This is a genomic window from Sulfitobacter noctilucae (assembly GCF_000622365.1).
In the GTDB taxonomy this organism is placed as follows: Bacteria; Pseudomonadota; Alphaproteobacteria; order Rhodobacterales; family Rhodobacteraceae; genus Sulfitobacter; species Sulfitobacter noctilucae.
The window spans coordinates 211,441-237,500 of sequence record NZ_JASC01000002.1; the positions used below are offsets into that span (position 1 = coordinate 211,441).

The 26,060-nt window shown below is 58.6% G+C and carries 9 protein-coding genes, 3 tRNA genes and 2 rRNA genes; 1 reads left to right on the top strand and 13 read right to left on the bottom strand.

Annotation, left to right across the window (positions count from 1 at the left end):
- Positions 1–2: 2 nt before the first annotated feature.
- The 9 genes from Z945_RS0102195 to Z945_RS0102235 all read right to left on the bottom strand — a co-directional run bounded on the left by Z945_RS0102195 (position 3) and on the right by Z945_RS0102235 (position 20,779).
- Positions 3–2,027 carry a serine/threonine-protein kinase gene (locus Z945_RS0102195; RefSeq protein WP_025050489.1) on the bottom strand — a complete coding sequence of 675 codons (2,025 nt, stop codon included), beginning with the start codon at positions 2,025–2,027 and terminating at the stop codon, positions 3–5.
- Positions 2,024–2,827, bottom strand: coding sequence for a PP2C family protein-serine/threonine phosphatase (locus Z945_RS0102200; protein WP_025050490.1), 804 nt, complete (start codon positions 2,825–2,827; stop codon positions 2,024–2,026). Before Z945_RS0102200 ends, Z945_RS0102195 begins: the two co-directional genes overlap by 4 nt.
- On the bottom strand, positions 2,824–3,507 hold the full coding sequence (gene tagF / locus Z945_RS0102205) for a type VI secretion system-associated protein TagF (RefSeq protein ID WP_025050491.1): 684 nt from the start codon (positions 3,505–3,507) through the stop codon (positions 2,824–2,826). The genes Z945_RS0102200 and tagF overlap by 4 nt, the downstream gene beginning before the upstream one ends.
- Before the next feature lies 1 nt (position 3,508).
- The gene (gene tssM, locus Z945_RS0102210) at positions 3,509–7,132 is read right to left on the bottom strand and encodes a type VI secretion system membrane subunit TssM (RefSeq protein WP_025050492.1); all 3,624 of its coding nucleotides are present in this window, start codon (positions 7,130–7,132) and stop codon (positions 3,509–3,511) included.
- A 17-nt stretch (positions 7,133–7,149) separates the two neighbouring features.
- The gene (gene icmH / locus Z945_RS0102215; protein WP_025050493.1) at positions 7,150–8,754 is read right to left on the bottom strand and encodes a type IVB secretion system protein IcmH/DotU; all 1,605 of its coding nucleotides are present in this window, start codon (positions 8,752–8,754) and stop codon (positions 7,150–7,152) included.
- Positions 8,754–10,088: a type VI secretion system baseplate subunit TssK gene (gene tssK / locus Z945_RS0102220; RefSeq protein ID WP_025050494.1), complete on the bottom strand. Its 1,335-nt coding sequence runs from the start codon at positions 10,086–10,088 to the stop codon at positions 8,754–8,756. The genes icmH and tssK overlap by 1 nt, the downstream gene beginning before the upstream one ends.
- Positions 10,089–10,201: 113 nt before the next feature.
- Positions 10,202–19,795, bottom strand: coding sequence for an autotransporter-associated beta strand repeat-containing protein (locus Z945_RS0102225; RefSeq protein ID WP_025050495.1), 9,594 nt, complete (start codon positions 19,793–19,795; stop codon positions 10,202–10,204).
- A 214-nt stretch (positions 19,796–20,009) separates the two neighbouring features.
- Positions 20,010–20,561 (bottom strand): invasion associated locus B family protein, encoded by a 552-nt coding sequence (locus Z945_RS0102230; RefSeq protein WP_025050496.1) that lies wholly within the window; start codon positions 20,559–20,561, stop codon positions 20,010–20,012.
- Positions 20,562–20,702: 141 nt separating this feature from the next.
- Positions 20,703–20,779, bottom strand: a tRNA-Met gene (locus Z945_RS0102235).
- A 162-nt stretch (positions 20,780–20,941) separates the two neighbouring features.
- Here Z945_RS0102235 and Z945_RS19945 point away from each other — a divergent pair.
- Positions 20,942–22,132: a PAS domain-containing protein gene (locus tag Z945_RS19945; RefSeq protein ID WP_025050497.1), complete on the top strand. Its 1,191-nt coding sequence runs from the start codon at positions 20,942–20,944 to the stop codon at positions 22,130–22,132.
- 114 nt (positions 22,133–22,246) lie between these two features.
- On the opposite strand, the gene rrf is transcribed toward Z945_RS19945, so the two are convergent.
- The 4 genes from rrf to Z945_RS0102260 all read right to left on the bottom strand — a co-directional run bounded on the left by rrf (position 22,247) and on the right by Z945_RS0102260 (position 25,974).
- Positions 22,247–22,361, bottom strand: a 5S ribosomal RNA gene (rrf, locus tag Z945_RS0102245).
- Positions 22,362–22,471: 110 nt separating this feature from the next.
- A 23S ribosomal RNA gene (locus tag Z945_RS0102250) occupies positions 22,472–25,302 on the bottom strand.
- Between the two features lie 499 nt (positions 25,303–25,801).
- Positions 25,802–25,877, bottom strand: a tRNA-Ala gene (locus Z945_RS0102255).
- Between the two features lie 20 nt (positions 25,878–25,897).
- Positions 25,898–25,974: transfer RNA gene (locus Z945_RS0102260), tRNA-Ile, on the bottom strand.
- Positions 25,975–26,060 lie beyond the last annotated feature (86 nt).

Here is a 26,060-nt window from a genome sequence, read left to right on the forward strand (position 1 = left end):
CGTCAGTCGCCCTCGGTTGGCAACAGCAGCACATAGCCCAAGGTTGTCGACGCCGTGCCGCCGCGTGCAGCAATCTCGTCCAGCACGGCGGGGAGCAATTCGTCAGCGGGCGTATTGTCAGCGGCCGTGGCGGCGCGGGTCAGCGGTCTGTCGCTCGCCACGATCAAAACCAACTGCGGCGTCGGGTCATTGCCTTGGTCCAGTGTCAGACCAAAGCCCAGAGTGCGCTCTCCTCCGACCGCATCGGACAGACGGCCGGTCAGATTGAACACGGCCGAATTGGGGGTAATCAACGCCGCCCATATGGACTGATCGCCGATATTCCCGATGCGCATCGTAATCGCCTCGCCCGATGTCATCTGATCCGCCGAGATTTGCACCCGTGGCGGCTCGCGCCCGCGTCCCTGCAATGCCTGGGTAAAGGCGAGCGCGGCACACTGCCCGCTGGTCACCTGTCGGGGCAGGACGGCTGGTCGGGCGCCGAATTTCTCCTCATAGGCGACAGGCAAGCCCGCAAACGGCTCTCCCGTCTCTGAAAAGCCCTCGATCATGCCCGCGTTCGGCCCCGCAGTCACCCGTGACAACAAAGTGCAATCTCCGCCGTCAAAAGCGGCAAGGAAGCCTGCGCGTGTGTCTTCCAATGGTGGCGGGATACTCTCTGCCTGGGCGGGTTCCGCGACCACAGGCGCACTGTGCTCTCCGATCATGCCCATCTGCCATGCGCCAAATCCGACAATGGCGCAGATCACCAGGAACGCCATTACGAGAAGGCCCAGCGCACGAGTGCTCTCTTGTGGTTCGGGTGCCGGAAAATTAACAGGCGCGGCGGTCGGTTCTGGCGGCAGCGTGCCCTGCAAAGTCTGGGTGACCGTTGACATCGGCACCTGAAGCCCTTGTGGCGGCGCGGTGAGCATGCTGTTCGGCGTCAGCGTTTGCGGCCCTCCGGTCAGGGGACCCATAGGCAAGGTCACCCCCTGCCGGTAGTGCGCGGGAATGAGCGATGGATTGTCCAGCATCCGCTGCACGTCCTCCATCGAGCCGGGGCGCCGTGCCGGGTCAGGCTCCAGCATGTACCGTAGGATCGGCTGAACGATCTGTGGCAGACTGGACAGATCGGGAATGGATTGGCGCGACTGGACCGCATCTACAATCGACGCCCCCATATCCAGTGCCTCGCCCCGTGTCGCCGCCGCGATCAGCAGGGCAAGCCCGTAAATATCCGTGGCCGGTCCGATTTCGCTGCCATAGTGACCCAGCTGTTCAGGGGCGACATATTTGAATTTGCCGGCAAACTGCCCGTGCATTGTCCCCTCGGTCACGACATTCGATTTGGCGATGCCAAAGTCAATCAACCGCGCCTGACCGACGTCCCCATCGGGCAACATGACGTTGTCAGGCGACAGATCTCGGTGGACGACGCCCTGCGCATGCGCACGCGCCAGACCACCACTCAGCCTTCTTAGCAAAGTGAGCGCCTGAACAGGTGGCATGGCACCGTCTTTGGCCAAGTAATCAGCCAGCGGCACCCCTTCTATGAACTCCATGACCAGAAAGTACTGATCCAAATCACGGTCATGCACATAGTTGTAATACCGCACGATGGCCTCGTGCGAGAGCTGCCTCAGGGTGCGCGCCTCGCGCTTGAACAGCAAGCCAGCCTTCTCGTCTTCGGCCAGATTGGCTAGGATCGCTTTGATCGCCACCGGATCACCCGTGCCGATCTCGATCCCGCGATAGACCTCGCCCATGCCACCCGCCTTGAGCACTTCCTCAATCCGGTAGTTGTTGTTGATCGTCGTCCCGATCCCCAGGGCTGTGGCACCTTCCTTGATGGTAGAGGGGCTATCGGGCGCGGGCAAAGGTGCGATCCCGGCTGCGCCGTCATCCCCTTGCGGCTGGGAAATGCGGGTGCGGTCGTCGTCGACGTCATCGCCGGCGGGCGGGCCGGACCAGAACTCTGTCTTGTCGTCAGGCGCATCGGTTGGACCGGCATCTGGTTTGCCGGAGGGTGGCTTTTTGTCGCTCACGGCACCAGCCCCGGTTCGGTCAAGTCACCGGTGCGTTCGATCTGCATCTCGTTTTCCGCAGAAGGCGGCGGGGCGGCGCAGATGGTGGCGATGACCGTTACGTTGTCGCGCGCGCCTCGACGCACGGTTTCCGCAATCAGAGCCGCGCAGGCATCTTGCGGCGCGTGGTTCAGCAGGATCCCCACGATATCGGAATCTTCAAGGTGTTCATTCAACCCGTCAGAGCAGATGAGAAACGCATCGCCTACCTGGACTTCGCCCAGGATCACCTCGCAGTTCGGGGTATCCGTCACACCAACCGCGCGGGTGATGACATTTTTGCGCGGCCAGTTTTCCGCCTCCTGTTCGGTGATAGAACCCGCATCAAGCAACATGCGCACCTCGGTATGATCCTGACTTTGCTGGATCAGCTTACCCTCCCGCAAGACATAGACACGGCTGTCACCTGACCAGACGCAGGCGAACTGGGTCTCGTGGATCAACAGGGCCGCAACGGTCGCCCCGATGACGCCGCCATCTAGGTCAGCGGCATGGGTGCGGATCAGATCATTGGCGCGGCTGAGCCGTTCATCGAACCGCGCGTGCAGATCTTCCAAAGATGCCGCCATGCCGATCGAGTTCAGTTCCCTTACAATAGTCTGGCTGGCGAAATCGCCCGCTGCATGTCCGCCCATGCCGTCCGCCACCACCCAAAGACCGCAGTCGGGGCGGGACAGAAAGCTGTCCTCGTTGACGTGACGTTGGCAGCCCACATCGCTGGCTTGTCCGGTCTCGAACGTAAAAAATTCGTTGGCGTTCATGTCGCGTCCTCTGTCTCACCGGGTACACCACCCAAAAGCCAGCCAAGCGCTTGCGGAGCCGGAAGCCCCTCACAACCGAGCCATGTCGCGGCACGGTATTGGGTTTTTGAATGGGTGCCCGGTGCCCACCAGTATGACCGCGACAGATGTGCCCGATCCGCATTAGGTGCGTCTGCCGAGGCCAGCAGCGCAGCCAGATTACCGCCCGGATGATGCGCCCAAAGAGTTGGGCCAAGCGCTGCCGTCGTCTCGTCTTCTGCCGGGGCGGAGACATGTGCATCCGCGAGCAATGCGGCGGCCCCCTGTCCCGGTTCCATCTGTTCCAGATGATCCGCCATCGCGTCCCACAGGCTGTGGTCCACGTCCGCCCCCAGCGGCACCGGCACATTTGCGCCCTCGACCAGCAATAGCAGCGGAAAACGCCGACCGACCCTGTCGCGGGACGGGTGCAGCAGCCCAGCCACACTGCGCCCCAGTACGGCGCGCCCGACCCAGAACCGCAGGTTCTGCGCACCGTCCCAAAAGGCTCCCCAATCCTCGCCCATTTGATCGCGCAGCGGCGGCAAAGTGGCATCCAGCCAGCCGTTCATCGCCTCGATCAGATGTTCAGACACGCCCGCCTGCAAGAAATCGCCATACCCGGGATGCTTGCCCATGAGGCCGAGGGGAACGTGCTGCATCCTATTGCTCCAAGGTTGCCGGGCAGGAGAAATCTGCCAGCTCCGGCATCAGGAAAGGCACCGTGGTGCTGTCAAATTCGATCCGGTAGGTGATGGAACGTCCGCCGACGTCTTGCGTCACATCCACGAAATTGGCGCTGACCCGTGCGCGACCTTTGCGCAGGAAATTCACAATGTCCCAGCGGCCTTCTGCAAAGCTGATGCTGGATTGGCGGTCATCAGGGGCCGGGAACAATTCGACTGATACGCCGGAGCTTTGCCCCGGCCAGCTGAGTGCTGCGGGCGCGCTGTCTGGTTGGGTGCGGATAGAGCCGCCGTTCATCGACAGGATCGCCAGTTCGACCGTCGGCGAGGAGGTTAGATGGGCGATGGACATGTCGACTTTGGGTTCTGCTGATCCGCTGGCAAAGAACGCCAGTTGGATGGCCTGAGCGCGGTCAAACTGCTTAAGCCCGGCGCGCGAGAGCGTCTGGCCGATGGCGCTGTCGGGGGCGGGCAGCAACCCGTCCGGCCCCCGAATGACATGAGGCTGCAAATAGGAGGTATAGAAATTGTCCATCCGCCCTCCGGGGCCAAAGAATTGCCCGAAAACCGCAGGCGAGACATGCCGCCCGTTCCCGAACGGGAACAGTGGCGCGATGAAATCACGGCAAAATTGCGAGACTTCATCGTTCAATGCGCGGTTAAGCTGGCTCATGGTGGCGGCGGTGGCGACGGCGCGGAATTCGTTTTCAACCTCGTTCAGCATGCGCGCCAGATCATCAGGCAATGCGGTGTTGTTGCGGGTCAGCGCCGAAAGCGACTGGCTAAGCATGGTTTCATCCGCCGGCGTCGGGGCCACGCTCGCCTGCCGGCGGTTTTCTCGCAGATCGCCCAGATTGGCGAGGATCACATCCACCGGGCGCGAGCGGTCACTGCCTGTCATCAAGGCATGCCACTGGGCAAAATCATCGCTGATCCGCTCGACCTGACGGCGCTGGGTGTCTTCGGCGACCGCGTTGCCCGCGCGGGTTTGGACCTTGCTTTTGGATTTGACGGAATCCAGCACAACCCGCTGGAACACCCCCGATTGGCTGTAGATGCGGCGGAACGCGGCGCTGCCCATGTTGTCGCTCAGCGACCCTGTCGCCAATTGCTCAGGCGTCAGATCGCCGATTTCATCGTAAAGACGCACCAAGCGCGTCTCTTCCTCCACCGCTTCAACCAGTTCAAGGATGGGCGATGCGACGGGCGACGACAGGATCGCCAGCGCCTCGAATTCCGGGGCGTCATTGGAAAGCGGACCGATGCCGATGCGGCCGAACATCTCGCGCCAGGCACCGTTGAATTCGATCCGGTAGGCGCGGTGCAGATCACGCTCCAGATTGGCCAGCTGTGCCTCATAGCCAACGCGCTCTGCCGCGTCGCCCAGCACCCATTGATCTTCGCGCAAGCGGTCGCGGGCCTCGGTCAGCTCTTCAAGGAAGAAGCCCCAATAGCCTTCGAATGTATAAAGGCCGGGCACGCCGAGACTGTCCAGCGGGCTACCATCGGTCGTCTCGAACACACGCGCAACACCGCCCGATACCCGTTCAACCAAATTGAAATCGGCCACGCCCGAGGTAACCGCCCGATCCTTGAGAGAGGCATAGGCCTGATCCGCCAAGGGCAGATTCACGATGGCTTCACGGGCGCTGCTGACAATTTCGGGGTCAATGGCCAGAAGCGTCTGACGGTCTGCGTCAAGCTCCAGCATTGCGGCGAGATGGGCGTTGATGCGGTCGCGTTCATCAACCTGACCGGCGTTCGAGAACATCGCACTCCAGACATCGGCGAAATAGGCTTGGACGGCAGCATCATCGCCGCTGCCCTCGCCTTGCCCGCCGATCAGAAGATAGACCTTGAGGGCGCGGTAGATGCCGCCCGTGTCCTTGTCAGCAATCAGCTGGGGAATTTCGTTTTCGAGATGAAGAACCATGCGGGGGCGCAACATCCGCTCCAACCCATCCGAATAAGCCCGGGTCGCGGCGAGGGAGACTTCGCCGTGACGGGACAGGCCGAAGCCTTCCCACAGGCCCGGGTCGCGGGTATCGCCGTAACCTGCGGTCATATTCCGCAGGTCTTGGAGGTGCTGCAGGATCAAAGATGGATCGGTGTTGTCGACCACCGGGCGGCTGATCTCGGCGCGGGCCGCGCGTGCATAGGTTTGCGCCTCTACGTCAGCGGTGCGCAGCAGGGTCGCGTTCTGCCAAAAGCTGAAGCCGAAAGCCCCCATGGCCGCAATCGTAACGCCCACGATCAGGCTGAGTGCTGCCGTGCGCAAAATCTTGGCCCGGCGGATGGCGCGGTGGTCGAAGCTGACCCAATCGCGTTCTTCAAAGATCACGCGCTTGAGAAGGTCGTGCAAAAAGAAAGACTTGCCCTTCCCGGACATGAAGGACGGCTGAAACGCCGCATCATCCTGCGTGCGCGACATGGCCCCCAACACTTGATCGATGGGCGTGCCTTCTTGTGTGCCGGAAGTGAAGTAGAAGCCGCGCAGGATCGCGTTGGTTTTGTAGCGCGTCGGCTCGAACACCTGCCGCATGAACTCGGCCACATTGTCGCGCATCATGGCCATCTGCCCCGGAAGCCCGAAGATCGCGATGCGGCTCACGCCGTCGGGCTCTTCGCTCATCCTGTCGATGACCTCATCGCTCAGCCGGCCCAAAAGCGCGTCAAATTCATCCGCGACATTCAGATAGGTATCCGCCTTGCGGTCCTTGGTTTGGAAGGTCACGCCCCAAACACTTTTGCGGCGGTTGGTGTTGAAACTGGCGAAATATTCGCGGAAGCCTGCAATCAGATCCGCCTTGGTGAACAGCACATAGACCGGAAAGTCGATTTTCAGCTGTTCGTGTATCTCGCCCAGCCGTTTGCGCACAGTCTGCGCCTGCGCTGCGATCTCGGCCTCGCTGGCGTTCAGCACTTGCTCAACGGAAAACGCAAGAATGACGCCATTAATCGGCTGATCGGGGCGACCATTTTTGAGCAAGGTGAGGAAGGACGCCCAGCTGGCCTCGTCCGCAACGGCATCGCTGTCCTGAGTGGTGTAGCGGCCTGCGGTGTCGATCAGCACCGCGTCTTCGGCGAACCACCAGTCGCAATTGCGCGTACCACCAAAGCCTGCACCCTGTTCGGGCATCGCATCCAGCCCCGGAAATTCGATGCCGGAATTGCGCAGCGCGGTGGTTTTACCTGCACCCGGCGGGCCAATGATGACATACCATGGCAGGTCATAAAGGTAGTTCTTGCCACCGGATTTCTTCAGCTTGTCCAGCGCCAGCTTCATGTTTTCGGCCAGCACCTTGCCGTCGCCGGTCTGGTCCGGCATCAGGCTTTGTTCGAGCTTTTGTGCCTTTTTGCGACGGCTGCGCCAGCGGATCAGATAAATCAATGCGATCAGCCCGATGATGCCGCCAATGGCCATGGCACGGGCAAAGACGCTGGTCAGCGGTGCATAACCGGTCAGCGGAAAGCCGAACCAGATCGCGGCAAAGATCGCCGCGAAACCGCCAATGATCAGCAGCGCCCGGCCCCATTTGGTTTTGGTGAGCCGCATCAGAAAGCGGAACAGGCGGATGATCGGATTGAATATCGCGCGCATGGCTTACAGGGCTCCGGTCATTCGGTTCGCGGGATCATGATTTCGACCCGTCTATTGCGTGCGCGGCCCTCACGGGTGCCATTGTCTGCAATCGGGTCCACAGCCCCCTTGCCCTCGACCACCACGCGGGAGGGATCAATCAGGACGCCTTGCACGATATCGGCCACGGTTTGCGCCCGCGCAACAGAGAGGTCTTCGTTCGTCTTGAACTGCCCGCGTCCACTGGGCGGGATGCTATCGGTATGGCCCACCACGCGGACCGGTCCCGGTTCATCATCAAACGTACGCCCAATGGAGGCGGCCAAAGTGCTGAAGTCATTGGTCAAGGTGGCTGATCCAGAGCCGAATTGCAGCACATCGCCCACGCGCACAAAGACCCAGTCCGTATTGCGGTCCACTTCGACCTCACCGTTTTCAATTTCAGGGGCCAGTGCTGTGCGGATGCGTTCAAGCTGCGTTGATGTGGGGGCCTCGTAGCCTCGGATAATCGGCTCTGTGCGTTCGATTGTGACGGGAGGCTGGCCCGCGTGAACCGCCAGAATACGGCTGCGCACCTCGGCCCCTTCGCGGGTCAGCAGCGTGGACAATGTGGCAAACAATGACACAACCATGACCGCCGCCACGGCAGCAATGACCCAGAGAGGGACGCCGCCGCGCCGCCGCTTGCCGCCCAGCAGGACCGGCGTCCAGCGCACGGATACATCATCATCCGGACGCGGCTGGACACGGCGCAGGGTCTCATAGATCGCGGTGCGGATGCGACTGAGCTCAACGCCGCCGTTGGGCATGGCACGGTATTGCCCCTCAAAACCAAGCGACAGACAGGTCAGCATCAACTCCAGCAGGTGAAACCGCTGACCGGGCGCGCGCATGGCCTCGTCCATCTTTTGAAAGAACCCCACGCCCGAGGAGCGTTCACCAAAGAACCGCGCGACCATGGAATATTCAAGCCATGTGCCACGGTCGGCACCGGGCAGGTTTTGCACAATATCATCTGCCGTTGCCGACAGGGCGTATTTCGCATCTGAGGCATCCTGCGCCGTGACACCGGCAGACAGGGCCGTGCGTTCGAAATTGTCGATCTCGCGGGTGACGTGATCAATCAGCGGAGCGGGTTGCATATCGACCAAGCCGGTGCGCAAGCGTCCCAGCAGGATCAGCAGGTTGGAGGCCGCCCGCAAGATCGGGTTTGACGATCCGCCCGTACCGGGGGCGGCACCGCGCAGTGCATCCTGAAAGGCGATGCGCGGCCGCTGTGCATATTGCGGCGCATCTTGCGGGCGCTGGATTTCCGGAAAAATCTCCGCCCCTGCAGCGCGTTGTCCCGTGCCGGGCTGATAAAGCGGTTGCTGCGCGGGCGGCTGTTGGGGTGGATAGGGCTGTGCGACGGGACGCGGCTGCGGATCGAAATTCCCGCCAAACCAGGTGTCATCCGCACCGGGGTTGTTCAAGGGCCGCTGGCCCGGTCCCGCACGCCCGCCCCCCTGAGGCGAGCCACCAGCGGGCGGCAAGGGCTGACCAAAGACAGTCTTGTCTGAAGCAGTGCCCTGCCCGCCGGATTTGCCCCCACCGGCGGGCGGCAGCGGCTGGCCAAAGACGGTTTTGTCGTCATCATCCGACATCACGCGCTCTCCGGTATGGCCCACATTTCTAGTTTAAGGTCCGGCCAGTTGCCCGCGAAATGCATTCCGATCGCAGGTGCGGTGGAAAATTCGCGCCAAAGTTCGGTGGATTTATCCAGTACGAAATAGACATTGGTGCTGACGACCCGGATCTGCCGCGGCGGATTGGGCAGATGCACGATCCCGATGCCGGGCAAGTTGTTGTTGATAATTTGCTTCATGCTCGTGGACGGGCCGACCTTAGCCAGTTGCGGAAACTGGCTTTGAACCTGGCTCAGCGGCAAGCCCGAGCTGACCTCGATCACGAAGGTCGCCTGTGCAAAGAGGTTACGGTCATTGACCAGTGCAGCATAGGAATTGGCGCGGACTTCTTTCAGCGGCAGACGCACGGCGCGGCCCACATCGCGGGCAAGCAGGCGCTGGATGTCCTGCACCACAGGGGTAAAGCTCGCCTTCGGGTCTTCATGCACATAGGGTTTGTAATTGGCGACACGGCGTTCGCCCTGATCAAAGGTCGCCAGCTCGCCCGCCAACCCGATCAGCTTCTCATAGAGCCGCTCCGGGTGGACAGCCGCCATTCCCTTGAGATGCTGAAGGATTGGCAGTTCGCGGTTCAGCACCATCAGCATCAGGTAGTCCGTGGCTTGCATTCCGCCGCCTGAAGACGGGTCAGAAGCAAAACGTGACAGCGTTTCCAGCTTGGCTTCCATCCAGCCTACAACACGGCTGAGATAGCCTTCGTAGGCGTTGTGCACCCGCAGCACCAAGCCGGTGGGCGGCACGGTGTCATCCAATGTGACAATGCCATCGCGCATCTCGATAATGCGGCCCAGATGGAGGTTCTGATACCCCGGCCGTGGCGTTTTGCGCAGCACCAGTTCAAGGCGCGGCGTTGCGATCTCGAGTGTTTGCTCATTGCGCGAGGCCGAGGATGTTTCCGACACAGTCTCGGTGCCCAGAACATAGCGGGTCGCAGCATTGGCTGCAGAAGGGGCGACGCTTTGCCCGCCGACATTGATATCCGGCAGAGTCAGCCAGATGGACAAGCCCTGTGCTTCTTCTTCGGGGACCGGAACGGGCAATGGCAGCGGGGCCCCTGCGGGCGCATCAAAAGCCGTGCCATCGGGGAAGATGCCCGCGATGGCGGTCAGCCCGATCTTGGCCTGCTGTGCGAGGTCCCGGTTGAACCGCAACTCGCTGACGCCCCAGGGATAGGGCGTAATGTCAGCCGTACGTGCCTGTACCAGCCGCTCCATATAGCGGTCGGATTGTTGCAGATGGTGCGGGTGCAAAAACAGCCCTTCTTTCCAGGCAACCTTGCTGGTCCAAGACATGAGCGGACGATTTCCTTTGTGTTATCAGGCACGCCCCAAAAGGCGCACTGCTATGTTGGCAGGCATATCCACTGTGGTCACAGCGGCGGCGGTGGTCAAGCCGCGCATCCTGTCTAGAACTGGAAGCGCATCTGTGCGGTGATGCCGTAGCCGTCGAGATTGTCGGAGAAACGCGCATCGACACGCACCGATGCATCAAACTGACGCGCGCCCGCCGCGCGACCCGGATCAATCAGCTTGGTATAGTTCACACCCAACGAAATCTCGCCATAGGCACCCAGATTGCTGCTGGTTGTGGTGAGTGGTTCGCCGAAGGGTTTGCCGTTTGCGTCCAGCTCATAGAAGCGCGATGTCGTATCGCCGCCGAAGTCTTGATAGTAGGTGGCCGTCCCGAAATAGTTGATCACGGCAGTGCCGCTGGGAAGAACCTTACTGCGGGACAATGTGCCGGAGATAAAACCGACAGTACTGACGATATCGTCGATTTGCAGCACACCATCATCGTCCGTGAAATCAACGGTACCGCCATCAAAGCGCAGATCATCGACGGAGGTCCGGCTGTGCGAAATACCAACCGCAGGGACAAAGACCAGACCGAGGTCCCCGCCCAGCGGGAAGGCATAGCCGACCGAGCCGCTGATCGTTGAACTGGTGCTGTCAAATTCCTGATCGGCTACGCCCAAATCGTCCGGGCCACCATCTGCCGCCGATGGCAGCAGCGCGCGGTTGGTCAGATCAAAGGCTGTTTGATCAAAGCGGAACTGCACATCCGCGAAGAGACGGTCGCGCGATCCACCCAAGTACAGTCCGCCGTACGTTTGTGTGAAATCGGTTTCATTGGTGCTTGTCTGGATGCTGCGGTTCAGGCTGACAGCCGCTGAATCGAACTGGAACACCGGCTGAGACAGTGACCCTTGGTTCATGCCCAGGATGCCGCCAAAGCTGAGATCAAAGCCGGCAAATCGGTTGTCAAAGCAGGAGTAATCGAAGCCCGCCTGTAGACCGCCATAGCTGGCTGAAATAGTTGAGTTGAATGTACCGATCGAAGTATTGGTGTCACCACTTGCATCGGCCTGCCCACCGACACCCCGCGCCCATGTACCAAAGCCGCAGGGCTTGTCATCTTCTGCTGCAAGGCCGGATACAAAGGGGCTGGAAGGACGGTTCACCACAGTATTGATGAGCGATTGTGTCAGCGTAAGACCGGATGCAATGCCCGCCACAGCGGGGTTGGCACCTGATTGAAGCTGGAGTCCGGAGGCTTCCGAGTTGACCGCAACACCGTAAACGAGCGCGCCACCATTCGGCAAACCGTTCAACTGGAATGTGAATTCCGGATCGACAGTACCGAATTCCAGCAAGGAAAGAGATTCAGGCAGGACACTGAATTCAGTGCTCAGATCGGTGAAGTTCAGCACCAGATCACCACTAAGCTGCCCGCCCACACTAATACGGTCCACGCTGGCAATATCGCGGCCAAGGTTCATATCAAGGTTGATCACACCATTCAGGTTCGCATCACCAGTCACGTTAAGGACATCGGATGTGGATCCGTTGCTCGCCAATTGAATGATGCCAGACGCGGTGTTTGTCAGTGTCCCACCCGCCTGATTGGTGCCAACGACATTCATTTGCGCATTGTTGACGACATCAGCAGCAATGCTGCCCCCCCCGGGCAGGGTCAGCAGACCGTTGTTGATCACCTGGCCCGCGCTGATCTGGCCGCCATCGCGCACTGTCAGGGTATCGTTGTTGGTGAAGGTTCTATCCCCCACCACGTTTGCCTGGACAGTAAAGGCGGTGTCGATGGAGGAAAAGCTGTTGGCTGTCAGCGTATTGCCTGTGATCACCCGCGAACCGCTTGCAATCTCGCCTAACGTTCCGCCGCTGATATCAGCACCACCGAAAATATCGACAGTGCCATTGTTCACGAAGCTGCCAAAGACCATGCTTCCCTCGCCTACGGCGAATTCCGCGTCATTGACGAAAGCGCCAACCGTTGCTGTGCGGTCGGCAATAAGGGTGGTGCGATCTTGGTTTGTCACCGTTCCGGAAACGCCGCCGCCCAATTGTAGCGTGTTTGCATTGGTCACATCGCCCGTGACCTGACCCAGCAGATCAAGTGTGCTGTTATTGGTAACGTCGCCCGTTACGTCACCTGTTTCGGCAAGGGTCAAGGTCGCGTTGTTTGTCACGTCTCCTGTTGCCCGACCTTGCAAATCGAATGTGCCGGTATTGCTGACATCGCCCGCCACGCTGCCAGTATCAGCAAGGGTAAAGCGTGCGGCATTCGTGACCTGACCTGTCGCACTGCCGCTGACGATCATATCGCCGAGGTTGCTGATCGCGCCGGCTTGGGTACCCGACATGACAAGAGTGCCTGTTGCAGCATTCGTCACATCGCCCGTGATCGCCCCTTGCGCGTCCAGAGCGCCGTCATTGACGACATCCATCGCCACAAAGCCCGCTTGCGCGATTGTAACGTTGCCTGTGTTAGTCAGCTGACCCGTACCGCTTAACCCGCCGCTGATGCTTAGATCACCCGCGTTGGTCACGGTACCGCCTGAATCCAGCCTGGTTGTTCCCGCTGCAATAACCAAAGACCCGTTGCCCGTATTGTCGATGCTGACGACGTCTGAGAGGCCGGCTACGATTGTCACATCCCCGTCACCCGCTTGGAGCGCGCCGTTCAGGCGACCTGACAGATTTGTGGTGCCTCCATTCGCCGCCAGTGTGCCACCGATGGTACCTGAGGAATTGAGCGTGCCCGCCTCGACTGTCACTCCGCCGCCCAATGTACCGGTGTTGGTAATGATACCTGCAATCAGGTTGGTTGCACCGGTGACGGTGCCGCTAACGGTTGCCGTACCGTCCGTGTTGGTCAGGCTTGAGGCAGTTCCGGACAAGTTCAGTGTTGCCGCGTTGGTCACCGCGCCTGTGTTCAGCGCAAGATCCAGCGTGCCGACCTCGTTGTTCACCGAAGCCACGGTGCCGCCGGTCAGGTTGATCTCGCCACCTGCGTTGGTCAGCGCACCGATCGCACCTGCGGTCCCTTCAAAGGAACCCCCGCTGACGCTGACATCCCCCATCGTGCCGCTGTTCGTCACATCGCCGCCCGTGATGCTGGTGGCATCTGTAATGGTACCGCTGTTGTTGAATGTACCGGCGGTGTTTTCGAGGCTGGCAACAGTTCCCGCGTTTGAGGCGGTGGCCGCGTTTTTAATTGCGCCGGCGCTGCCGCTTGCACCAATATTCAGGGTACCGCTGTCGTTGGTAATGGCACCTGTAACTCCGCCCGATATGTCGATATCGCCACCGGTATTCGTAATTGCTCCGGTTGTGCCACCCGTGTTCTTCAAGGACCCGCTACTAAGGGTTACGGTCTGCAACGTGCCACTGTTTGTCACGGTACCCGCTGCAATCTCGGTATCGCCGGTGACGCTGCCTGAGTTGTTGAAGCTGCCGCCGGATATCTGCGCAGTCGTGATTGAACCTGCGCTGGTAACCTGACCCGTCGACGTCAGGGCGCCAACAGTAGCAGCACCGATGGTCAGTGTACCACCCGCGTTCGAGGCCGAGCCAACGCTGCCGCCCTGAATATCGACAGACCCGCCATTGTTGTTCAATGAACCGATAGAACCCGAACTGCTGAGCGCTACACCAGCAGCCACGGAGGCTGTCGTGATGTTACCTGAATTCGTAAAGGAGCCGCCGTTCTGCGCCAGTTCCCCGATGCTGCCCGCATTGCTGGCAGTGCCGCTGTTGGTCATGCTGGCAACGGAACCGCCGGTGATCATGGCTGTACCGCTGTTGCTGAGGTTGCCAACCGATGCACCGCTGACCGTAACCTCCGCGCCGTTGTTGGCCAAAGTGCCTACAGTGCCGCCCTGTGCAACAAAGCTGCCTGCCGAGACTGTCGCTGTGGTGACAGAACCGCCTTCGTTGGTGAAGGTCCCGCCAGTGACATTGGCGCTCGTGATGTTGCCTGCATTCGTCGTGGTTGTGGCAGAGTTCACCGTGGTGATCGTGCCTGCGTTGATGTCAAGAACACCTGCTGTGTTGTCGATCTGTGCAACCGTCCCGCCGCCGACAATCATCGTCCCGCCCGCAATCTCGGCAGTGCCGGTGACTGTGCCGGATGTGTTGAACACGCCGCCATTCAACGCGACGTTGTCCATCGTGCCGGTGCCTGCGTTGATTGCGGTGCCTGCGACAATGGTGATCGGCCCGGCAATGGTGCCTGCGTTATCCAGCGTTGCAGACTCGTCCGCACCGCCTGCGACACCCAAGGTCACCGTCGGGATCGTATCCGGGTCGGCGGCCACCAAAGCGCCGGTATCGCTTAGCGCAAGTGTGCCGGTCTCGATCACAGTGCCGCCGGTAAAGGTGTTCTCACCCCCCAGCGTCAGCGAGCCTGATGTGGAATCGACGATCAGGGCGCCGGTTCCGGCGATCGCGCCGCCAAAGGTGGTTTCGCCCTCCCCTGTGATCGTCAGGGTGCCAGCACCCATGGCAACGTTGCCCGTGCCGGCAAGTGAACCGATGGTCTCATCTGTAGCATTCAGATCAAGCACACCATTGACCACGACGTCGCCGTTATTCGACAAGGTATTGGCCACGCCAAGAATTAAGGTACCGCTTTCGACAGTCGTGGTGCCGGTGTATGTTTGCGCTTGGTTCAGCGTCAAACTGCCCGTTGAACCGGTACTGCCAACCGTCAGCCCGCCGTCGCCCGACATCACGCCATCATAGGTCGTAGCGCTGTCACCGCCAATGGTCAGGGTTGCGGCGTCTGCCAACGCAACGCCACCATCGCCTGTGATGCTCCCGATGGTTTCGTCCGCCTGCACATCCAATGTCCCGGTGCTCAAGACGGTCACATCGCTTGTATCGCCAATGGCATTGCCACCCGACACCGACATGGTGCCGCTGGTGATCGTCGTCGCACCGGAGAAGGCATTCGCCGCTGCGGCACCAGCCGCCGTCCCCAGCGTAAACGTCTCGCCAGCGCCGACATCGACATTCAGCGCAAGAACCGATGGAACGCCTGCACCGTCTACGCCATCTGTGAAGGCCCCTGTGTAGGTCGTCGGCCCGCTGAGGGTGACTGTAGTCAGAGGGGTGTCTGTGGTTGTGATCACGCCCGTGCCACTGAGCCCGGTAAGCATAGCATCCTGCCCGAAGAGATCGAGCGTGCCGGTGACTGTCGCATTGTCGCTGACCAGATCGAGAGCGCTGGCAGCGCCAAGCACCAGCGTCGTGTTTTCCGCAATTGTCGCCGTCGCAGTTGCGCCGACAGTGGCTGCGTTCACCGTGATCGAAGACATCGCAGTGCCGTCACCAAAGGTAAGCGCCCCGTTGTTGGTCAGAGCACCGGTGATCTCGAAATCCACACCGTCCGCGCCGGCGATGGTGCCGCCAGCTGTCGAAACTGTCACTGCATTGGCGACTGTTGTCGCAACATCAACCTGCAAGGTGCCATCGTCGAGAGTGATGAGCCCGCCGCCGAGGGCGTCGTCTGCCCCGATGGCGACCGTGCCTGCATTTACGGTGGTGGAGAATGTCTCGCCTGTGTTTGTGCTGGCGACCGTCACAGTGCCATCGCCCTGTTTGATCAGGCTGCCCGTTGTACCGGTAATGGCTGCTGCGATCTCTGTGTCGGTCTCGGTGCCAAAGGTCAGCGCGTCCGTTCCCAGCGCGATGGTCCCGCCGCTCGCGCTCAACGCCCCGATCGTTTCGCCAACCAGCAGCGCAAGCGTACCGTTGTCTGAAATGGTGACCGACCCTGTGTCGAGGATCGCAGCGCCGTCATCCAGCGTCAGCTGCGCGTCATCTTCGATCCGTGTCATGCCGGTGTAGCTGTTGGTGCCAGAGAGAGTCTGATCCGTATTCCCCGCCACTGTCAGGCCGCCATCGCCTGAAATATCGCCATCATAGGTGCCGGTAGCAACGGTTACGGTCCCGTTGTCGAGAGTCAGTGAAGCTGTCAGATCAACCGCGCCTGTTCCAGAAAGGGCCGCGATCTGCTCGGCGTCTGTGACACGCAAAGTGCCATCGGCTGCGATGTCGACCACAGTCGCATCGGCAAGAGCGCTGCCATCCTGTACGTCCAGAATGCCCTTGGTGATCATGGTGTTGCCGGTAAAGGTGTTTGTGTTGGTCAGGGTCAGCACATCGTCACTTGTCGCCATATCGACCGTGAGGGCGAGAACGCCCGTGCCGTTCTCGATCACACCATCGAATGTTGTTACGCCCGCGCCGCCCACGGTCAGCGTTGCGCCGGTCGTCGCCGATATCGTGCCCGTGCCTGAGAGGTTATCGACGGCTGTGTCGGTGCCGTTCAGATCCAGTGTGGCGTCCGTTCCGATCTCGGTACCCGCGACGCCGGTGAAGAAGCCTGTGCCGACTGCAGCAGAGCCAACCTCGACCGTGCCGTTCGCGATGGTAACAGTGGAAGTTGGGTTATTATCGACGTCGCCAAAAGCGAGGTTGATGGTGCCGTCGTTGTCTTCGGTGCCGAGAGTCAGTGCACCGCCCTCGTTGACGAAATCGCCACCGGTTAGTGCAAGACTGGTTGCATTGGCCGCAGAGAGGGTCGCGCCGCTGCCGGTCACCGTCAGATCATTGGCCGAGGTTGCGTCGACGCTCGCGCTGAGTGCGGCACCGTTGATGGTGACCAGCCCCGTGCCAAGTGCACCATCCGCGCCGATGTCGATCGCACCTGCGTTGATCGTGGTGCCGAATGCACCCGTGGGGTTGGCACTGGTGACGGAAACGGTACCTGTGCCCAGCAAGATCAGCGTGCCGGTACCGGTGATCCCGGCGGCGATACTTGTATCATTCTCCGTGCCAAAGGTCAGATCGTTGGCTTGCAGATCAATCGTCCCGGCGCTGGCGCTCAGATCGCCGATGGTCTCATCTGCTGCCAGTTCCAGCGTGCCACCAGAGACCTCGACGCTGCCCGTGTCGAGTATCGCAGTGCCGTCGCTCAGGATCAGCGTGCCGGATTGCACCTGCGTTGTGCCATCGTAGGTGTTCGTGCCGGAAAGGGTGATGGACCCCGTGTCGGTATCAACCACGACCCCGAGAGAGCTTGCGCCCTCTCCTGAAATCACGCCGGAGAAGGTGGTGTCGCCCGTTCCCGTCAAGGTCACGTCGGTGGCCGAAGTAGCAGTGTTGGTCAGGCTGCCCGAACCAGTCAGGTTTGCGATTGTCGTCGCGGTGCCATTCACATCCAGCGTGCCTGCGCTCTGGATGTCAGTTGATGCGATGCCGTTGAAGAAATACGTGCCGGTGGTCTCGTTTTGCACCTGAACGGTGCCGCCCGCGATGGCGACACTGCCCGTTGCGGTATTGCTGACCGAGGCGACATTCAGCCCGATGGTGCCTGTCAGCGGCAGGTCCGCCGAAGGGTCTGATCCCAGCTCCAGCAAGCCGCCCGCGTTGGTGTAATCGCCAGTCAAGCTGATCGTTTGCCCATCCGCCGCACCCAGAATGCCGCCCGTGGTCGAAACTGTCAGGCCGTTTGCAAGGCTCAAGGTCCCGGTACTGGTCAGCGTACCGCCGTTCAGTGTGACGTTGCCCGTGCCAATGGCCGCGGCTGTATCGATAGACAGCACACCCGTGTCGATGCTGGTTCCACCTGAAAATACATTCGTACCGCTTAGGGTCAGAACATCGGCATCGGTGGCCATCTTCACGGCCAAAGACAAGACACCGGCACCATCCTCAATGGTCCCGCCAAACGCAACAGGGCCGGTACCACCCAAGGTGAGCGCGGCATCCGTTGTCGCCGTTATCGTGCCGTTGCCTGAGAGGTTGTCGACGGTCGTGTCGTAACCGTTCAGGTCGAGAGTTCCGTCCGTTCCGATCTCGGTACCCGCGACGCCGGTGAAGAAGCCTGTGCCGACCGCCCCAGAGCCAACCTCGACCGTGCCGTTCGCGATGGCGACAGTGGAAGTTGGATCATTAGTGATTGTGCCGAAAGCCAGGTTGATGGTCCCGTCGTTGTCTTCGGTGCCGAGGGTCAATGCACCGCCCTCGTTGACGAAATCGCCGCCGGTTAGTGTAAGACTGGTTGCATTGGCCGCAGAGAGTGTCGCGCCGCTACCGGCCACCGTCAGGTCATTGGCCGAGGTTGCGTCGACGCTCGCGCTGAGTGCCGCGCCGTTGATGGTGACCAGCCCCGTGCCAAGTGCGCCATCCGCGCCGATGTCGATCGCACCTGCGTTGATCGTGGTGTCGAAAGCCCCTGTGGGGTTGGCACTGGTGACAGAAACGGTGCCGGTGCCCTGCAGGACCAGCGCGCCGGTGCCGGTGATCCCGGCGGCGATACTTGTATCGTTCTCCGTGCCAAAGGTCAGATCGTTGGCTTGCAGGTCAATCGTCCCGCCCGTCGCGCTCAAATCGCCGATGGTCTCATCTGCTGCCAGTTGCAATGTGCCGCCAGAGACCTCGACGCTGCCCGTGTTGAGTATCGCGCCCGTACCGGTAGCATTGTTCAGTTGCAATGTGCCGCTCGCGACCTGTGTTGCACCGGTAAAGGTGTTCTCTCCAGCCAAGGTCATGATGTCGTTATTATCGGCATCATTCATCGTTAGGCCGCCAGCGCCGGAAATAATGCCGGAGAGCTCCGATGTATTCGCGCTCCCATCGCTCCCGACTGTCAGGGTCACCCCCGCGCCATTCAGATTGATATCGCCCTGCCCGCTTATTGCCCCTACGTCTTCTGATACATCGACTCGCAATGTACCGTTGGCACCAATCGTGATCTGGCTGTCATCATCCAGCGTCATGCCATCTGCGTTCGCGAGAGCCAGCACCCCCTGCGTAATGGTCGTGACGCCGGTATGGGTATTCTGGCCCGTGAGCGTCAAAAGCGCGTCTGCGTCACTCTTGTCCAGCTCGAGGTTCAAGAGACTGTCACCATCCGTAATCTGGCCGTCAAATGTCGTATCATCCCCGCCATTTACGGTCAGCAGCGCAGCATCTGCACCATTGTTCGTGATCGTTCCAACGCCAGTCAGATCAGTGATGATCGTGGCTTGGCCGTTAATATCGAGAATGGCGCCGAGGGACAAAGTTGTACCGGCAATACCATCGAACAAAGTGTTGCCAGCCTGACCAGAGCCGACGACGATTTCGCCGCCGGTCAGTGCGATAGTGTCATCCATGCCAAGCGAGCTTGCTCCGGACAGGGTCATCGAATGGCCTGCAGCTGTAGAAAGAGACAAGGTGCCTGCGCCGGCTGTGTTTGTTATGCCCCCGCCGAAAATCAAATCTGTCTCGGCACTGACATTAAGCTGATTGCCGTTGATATCCAGCGTCAGGCTGTCCGCCAATGCCGTGGCCTCTGTATCGCTGTAGGTCAGCGTATGGGTTGTGTCCGCATTGGCGACACCAAACTGAATTGTGCCGTTCTGTATCGAGTCGATGGCAGACACGTCAAGCCCACCAATGGCTCGAACCGCTCCACCAAGATTTACGGTGTTCACGATGCTTCCGCCTGGAAACTCGACTGTATCACCGGCACCGGGCACGACGCCCTCGAGCCAGTTGCCTAGGTCTAGGAAAGTGCCTGCACCAGCACCTATCCATTCTACGTTTCGCGCAGAACCCGGCATTGCAATGAGACCAGACATCAAAGCTGTCGTCAGAAACAGGTTTCCAACTTTGCGGCTGGCACAGCCAAATTCGACGCGACGCATTATAAACCTCAGTACAATACCACCGGTGGTATAAAGGCGTGCACCTATGGTGACGTCAACTGGATTTGCCTTTCGGCATCACTTTCCGCAGCTTTTGTTGCAAAACACTGGAAATACTTGGCAATCCGCGGCAGATCGGCGTGACCCGTCGCCTACAAGCAGAGTACAGGCATCCGCCAAATGGCTTGTGTTGAAAACAGTGGCTAGGGGGACGTCAGCGTCCAATAGCGGTCAAACCCTCATTCAAGCCGGTCATGGAAAACTGAAAGAGGAACGGTTCAGATTTGGCCGAGGGCCGAAAGGCCGCGATCATGGTGTTGTCTTCGGCGGACAGTGCCTCCGCCTGAGCGGGCTCAAGCTCGATGACAGCTTCGCAAACCTCGCGGGAACAGACTTGCCAGGCAAACTGCATCACCTCGTCAGGATCATCGCTCTCTGCTGGTCTCATTCCGAAGCCGGCGGGTAGATATACCCCAACCGGCACACGGGCCGCGATAAAAGTCTGTCCGGCGTCGTTTCGTGTTGCGACCAGATCAGCCACAAAAGCATTGTCTTTTGCGCGCATCACGCGCTGGTTCAAGGTGCAACTGGTCTGGTTTACAGCCACGGCCAGGCAGGTCACGCTCCAAGCCCCGATTTTCTGCCCGTTAGCGACTGCTGCTGCGGCGTCTGCTTTGGTGGACGGATCAGTCTGCGTGGTCTGTGCCGACAAGGAAGCTGGCAAAGAGAGACAGACCAGCAGGCATAAACGGGCGAGAAGTGGCATTCGGAACGCTCCTGACATGGAAATACTTCAGGCAGAGGACTGTTTGAACGTCGGCTTGTCAAGCGATGAGGCAGCGGTGCCTAGGCCGATGGCGGCAAACACAAAACCCGGCCACGAGGGCCGGGTTTTGTCGCTAAAACTTGGTTGCGGGAGTAGGATTTGAACCTACGACCTTCAGGTTATGAGCCTGACGAGCTACCGGGCTGCTCCATCCCGCGCCAAGTCTGGACCGTATACGAGCATGCAAACTTGACCACAAGCCCAAAAGCCCGGTTCTGGCGGGAATAATCCGGCCTATTTTGTGAATGGTTTACCCTTTGAAAAGCCTGTGGGAGTTACTCTGGCGGAAGGAGCTTCCAAAGCGCAGGATTGCACAGTCTATGACCCCCAAACTGATCGACTATCCTGAACATGAACTGTTGATTTCGCGTACAGATAAACGGGGGATCATCCTCGCGGCGAACGAAGCATTCCGACGCGTTTCGGGATTTGCTGCGCAGGATCTAATCGGGGCACCGCACAAGCTGGTGAGGCACACCGACATGCCGCGCGGCGTGTTTTGGCACATCTGGGACCGATTAAAGAATGACCGGTCTGCGAGTGGGTATGTAAAAAATAAGACTGCTGATGGGGACTACTATTGGGTGCTGGCCAACATTACGCCATTGGAAGATGGATATTTTTCGCTGCGAGTGAAGCCTGAACCGGATAGCCTGACGCTGATCGAACCGCTCTATCATGAAATGATTCAGAGAGAGAAAGACAGACGCATCAGTCCCGAACTCAGCTTTGCGGCCCTGGAAGAGCAGATCGCGAGCCAGGGGCTTGGCAGCTATGCGTCGGTGGTCTCGGCTGACCTTGCGAAGACCTTGCAGAAGCGAAACGACACAAGGCGCAGCGCAACGCCTGCCCGCATTGCCCCCTTGGCTGAGGCATCGCACAGCTGGAAATCGGTGGGCAAACATTGCCAATCTGTGTTTGAAGCCTACAGGGAGTTCCGCAACATTCCGATGAATATGCAGATCCAGGCCGGAGGACTGGGCGATCAGGGCGCGGCCTTGGGTGTTGTTGCGACGAATTTTGCCACTATTGCGGGACAGATCAATGGCGATCTGGTCAGTTTTACGGAAAGCGTCCGTTCTGTCAGCGCAAAGATCTGCGAGAGCCTTCTGCTTGTCTGTTTGCAAGAGTTGCTCGCCGAAGCCGTGATTATCTTTGGACAGGAAAGGAGTGCCACACAGGAAGAGCTTGGTATTCTGGAGAAGCAGCACCTGATCAGCAGCGTCGCAGAACGGGATGCGATTGACGATGTACTGCAGCAATTGCAGCTTTTTCTGAACATTTCTGACGGTGTTCGGCGCCGGCTATCGGCACTTTCGGTGACGCGGGTGATGTGTTCGATCGAGAACGCTCAGCTTTCGTCCGGCACTGGTGGTAGTGTCGCGTCGATTATTGAAGAGTTATGTGTTTTCCAAGAGCGGACGGAGGACAACTTGCGCTGTATTCAAGACGAGTTGACGTCTATTTCCCGCGTACTGGGTTCATTGGAGTGTCTGGGTGTTGCGGCTTAGGGGTGTTTTGTGGCCGCGCGGGTTAGAAACGCGTATATCCCGCCGAGGCGGGTTGTTTGGATTGGGTTTTGAGTGAAGCATCGCAGAGAGATACGTATTCAGAGGACTTATTAGGTTTGGCGATGACCTACTCTCCCACGTCTTAAGACGCAGTACCATCGGCGCTAAGGCACTTAACGGCTGGGTTCGGGATGGGACCAGGTGTTTTGCTCTCGCTATGATCACCAAACCGAATAAATCCTCTGAATAACGTTGCCGGATGACAACGTCCAAGTCGTGTACATCTAATGTACTGTGTATGCTTTTTGATAAGTCTGTAGAGTCTTGCTTCTACTGGATCAAATCAAGCCTATCGAGCAATTAGTACCAGTCAACTGAACGTATTACTACGCTTACATCTCTGGCCTATCGACGAGGTGGTCTACCTCGGCTCTCAGGGATACCTTGTTTTGAGGGGGGCTTCCCGCTTAGATGCCTTCAGCGGTTATCCTGTCCGATCATAGCTACCCAGCACTGCTATTGGCATAACAACTGGTCCACCAGTGGATCGTTCACCCCGGTCCTCTCGTACTAGGGGCAACTCCTCTCAAGTATCCTACACCCACGGAAGATAGGGACCGAACTGTCTCACGACGTTCTAAACCCAGCTCACGTACCTCTTTAAACGGCGAACAGCCGTACCCTTGGGACCTGCTCCAGCCCCAGGATGAGATGAGCCGACATCGAGGTGCCAAACACTGCCGTCGATATGGACTCTTGGGCAGTATCAGCCTGTTATCCCCGGCGTACCTTTTATCCGTTGAGCGATGGCCCTCCCACTTGGGACCACCGGATCACTATGGCCGTCTTTCGACTCTGCTCGACTTGTCAGTCTCGCAGTCAGGCTGGCTTCTGCCATTGCACTCAACGAGCGATTTCCGACCGCTCTGAGCCAACCTTCGCGCGCCTCCGTTACGATTTAGGAGGCGACCGCCCCAGTCAAACTACCCGCCACACAGGGTCCCGGATCCGGATAACGGACCGCGGTTAGACATCAAGCAGAACAAGGGTGGTATCTCAAGGGAGGCTCCACCGAAACTGGCGTTCCGGTTTCAAAGCCCACCACCTATCCTGCACATGTTCGGCCTAATGCCAGTGTGAAGCTGTAGTAAAGGTGCACGGGGTCTTTCCGTCTAACCGCGGGAAACCTGCATCTTGACAGGTAATTCAATTTCGCTGAGTCTATGTTGGAGACAGCGGGGAAGTCGTTACGCCATTCGTGCAGGTCGGAACTTACCCGACAAGGAATTTCGCTACCTTAGGACCGTTATAGTTACGGCCGCCGTTTACCTGGGCTTCAATTCAGAGCTCTCACCCCTCCTTTTAACCTTCAGGCACCGGGCAGGCGTCAGACCCTATACGTCGTCTTACGACTTCGCAGAGCCCTGTGTTTTTAATAAACAGTCGCCACCCCCTGGTTTGTGCCCCCAGCCCCTAGTTGCCTAGGAACCGGGCCTCCTTCTCGCGAACTTACGGAGGTATTTTGCCGAGTTCCTTCAACATAGTTCTCTCAAGCGCCTTGGTATTCTCTACCAGTCCACCTGTGTCGGTTTAGGGTACGATCTAGCGATGGAGCTATTTCCAGGAACCTCTAAGCAGCCCATTCAATCCGATAAGGATGAACTACCCTCGAGATCCGTCACTTCCATCTGGCCCAGGAATATTAACCTGGTTCCCATCGACTACGCCTTTCGGCCTCGCCTTAGGGGTCGGCTTACCCTGCTCAGATTAGCTTTAAGCAGGAACCCTTGGACTTTCGGCGAGAGTGTTTCTCACACTCTTTGTCGCTACTCATGTCATCATTCTCACTAGTGATCTCTCCACCGGATCGCTCACGCGCCGGCTTCACAGAAAACTCCGCGTCTCCAATTCCACCGAAGTGGATAAGGAGACATGGAATTATGTCACACTACGCTCTGCTACCATGCAATAAATGCATCCTCAGCTTCGGCTCATGGCTTGAGCCCCGTTACATCTTCGCCGCAGGACAACTTATTTAGACCAGTGAGCTGTTACGCTATCTTTAAAGGATGGCTGCTTCTAAGCCAACCTCCTGGTTGTTTTGGTCGTCCCACCTGCTTTCCCACTTAGCCATGAATTAGGGGCCTTAGCTGGAGGTCAGGGTTGTTTCCCTCTTCACGACGGACGTTAGCATTCGCCGTGTGTCTGCCATCTAGTACTCCTCGGTATTCGGAGTTTGGTTAGGATCAGTAAGCCTGTGGGGCCCCATTACCCATCCAGTGCTCTACCCCCGAGGGTATTCGGATGACGCTCTACCTAAATAGATTTCGCAGAGAACCAGCTATCTCCGAGTTTGATTGGCCTTTCACCCCTAGGCACAGCTCATCCCGATCTTTTTCAACAGATGTGGGTTCGGTCCTCCAGTAAGTGTTACCTTACCTTCAACCTGGCCATGCCTAGATCACTCGGTTTCGGGTCTGATCCCACAAACTCAACGCCCTATTAAGACTCGCTTTCGCTACGCCTACACCTAACGGCTTAAGCTTGCTTGTGAGACCAAGTCGATGACCCATTATACAAAAGGTACGCTGTCAGGGCGTAAAGCCCCTCCAACTGATTGTAGGCGTTCGGTTTCAGGTACTGTTTCACTCCCCTCGTCGGGGTGCTTTTCACCTTTCCCTCACGGTACTGGTTCACTATCGGTCAGTAAGGAGTACTTAGCCTTCGAAGGTGGTCCTCCGATCTTCAGACAGAATTTCACGTGTTCCGCCCTACTTAATACGTCCAATCATGCTTCTTATACGGGACTATCACCCACTCTGGTTGCGCATTCCAACGCATTCTAACCACACTCATGGCTCGGCTGGTCCCCGTTCGCTCGCCGCTACTAGGGGAGTATCAATTGATTTCCTTTCCTCCGGGTACTTAGATGTTTCAGTTCCCCGGGTTTGCTTTTTTAAGCCTATATATTCAGCCTAAAAATACCTGGTTTACCTCATTATTAGCTACCCCGAAGGGTAGTAATAACAAAGTATCAGGTGGGTTGCCCCATTCAGAAATCCATGGATCAAAGCTTATTCTCAGCTCCCCATGGCTTATCGCAGAGTATCACGTCTTTCATCGCCTCTTACTGCCAAGGCATTCACCAAACGCCCTTTTCGCGCTTGATTTGATCCAGAAAAAGCAAGACTTGATTAAAGCTCAACCTCACATCAGATCCTCAAGGGTAATTTAGACCCTCTCAAAACCGATACTCAGCGGAACAACAAATCTGCGCGGAGAACAGAAGCTGGTAAGAAACTGTTCGCCCTTATTCTGGTCAAAAGCATACTTTTTCCCGCCCACTCTAACGAGTGGACAACGAGACATGCAGATAGCTGTCAGCCGTGCGGGCAAACAGCGTCATGTCTCTGGTTAGTGTACTTGACTTGGACAACACGTTCGTTTTCGTCGCGATATATCGAGAAGACCGAGGAAACAGTCCGCTTGATACCGGCCCCGAAAGGCAGCAACGAAGATCATCCTCTAACGCGAGGCGATCAAACAATGTTGTTTGTTACTTCAAGATTACTCTCAAAGTAACTGTATCTCTCTTTACGATGTCAATTCGTCTGTAGAACAGACGTTCAAACATTCAGCGAATGCTTGAAGATGTGTTCTACTCTTTAATGGTGGAGCCTAGCGGGATCGAACCGCTGACCTCCTGAATGCAAATCAGGCGCTCTCCCAGCTGAGCTAAGGCCCCATCAAACCCTTTCGGGATACTGGTGGGTCGAGGAGGACTTGAACCTCCGACCTCACGCTTATCAGGCGTGCGCTCTAACCACCTGAGCTACCGACCCAGCTGATCCTGCTTTGCAGGATCGGCGTCGCCCGGCAGGCGCTTTTGCAAGGCAAAAGCTGCCGAGAGGGCCAATGCACGAGGCAA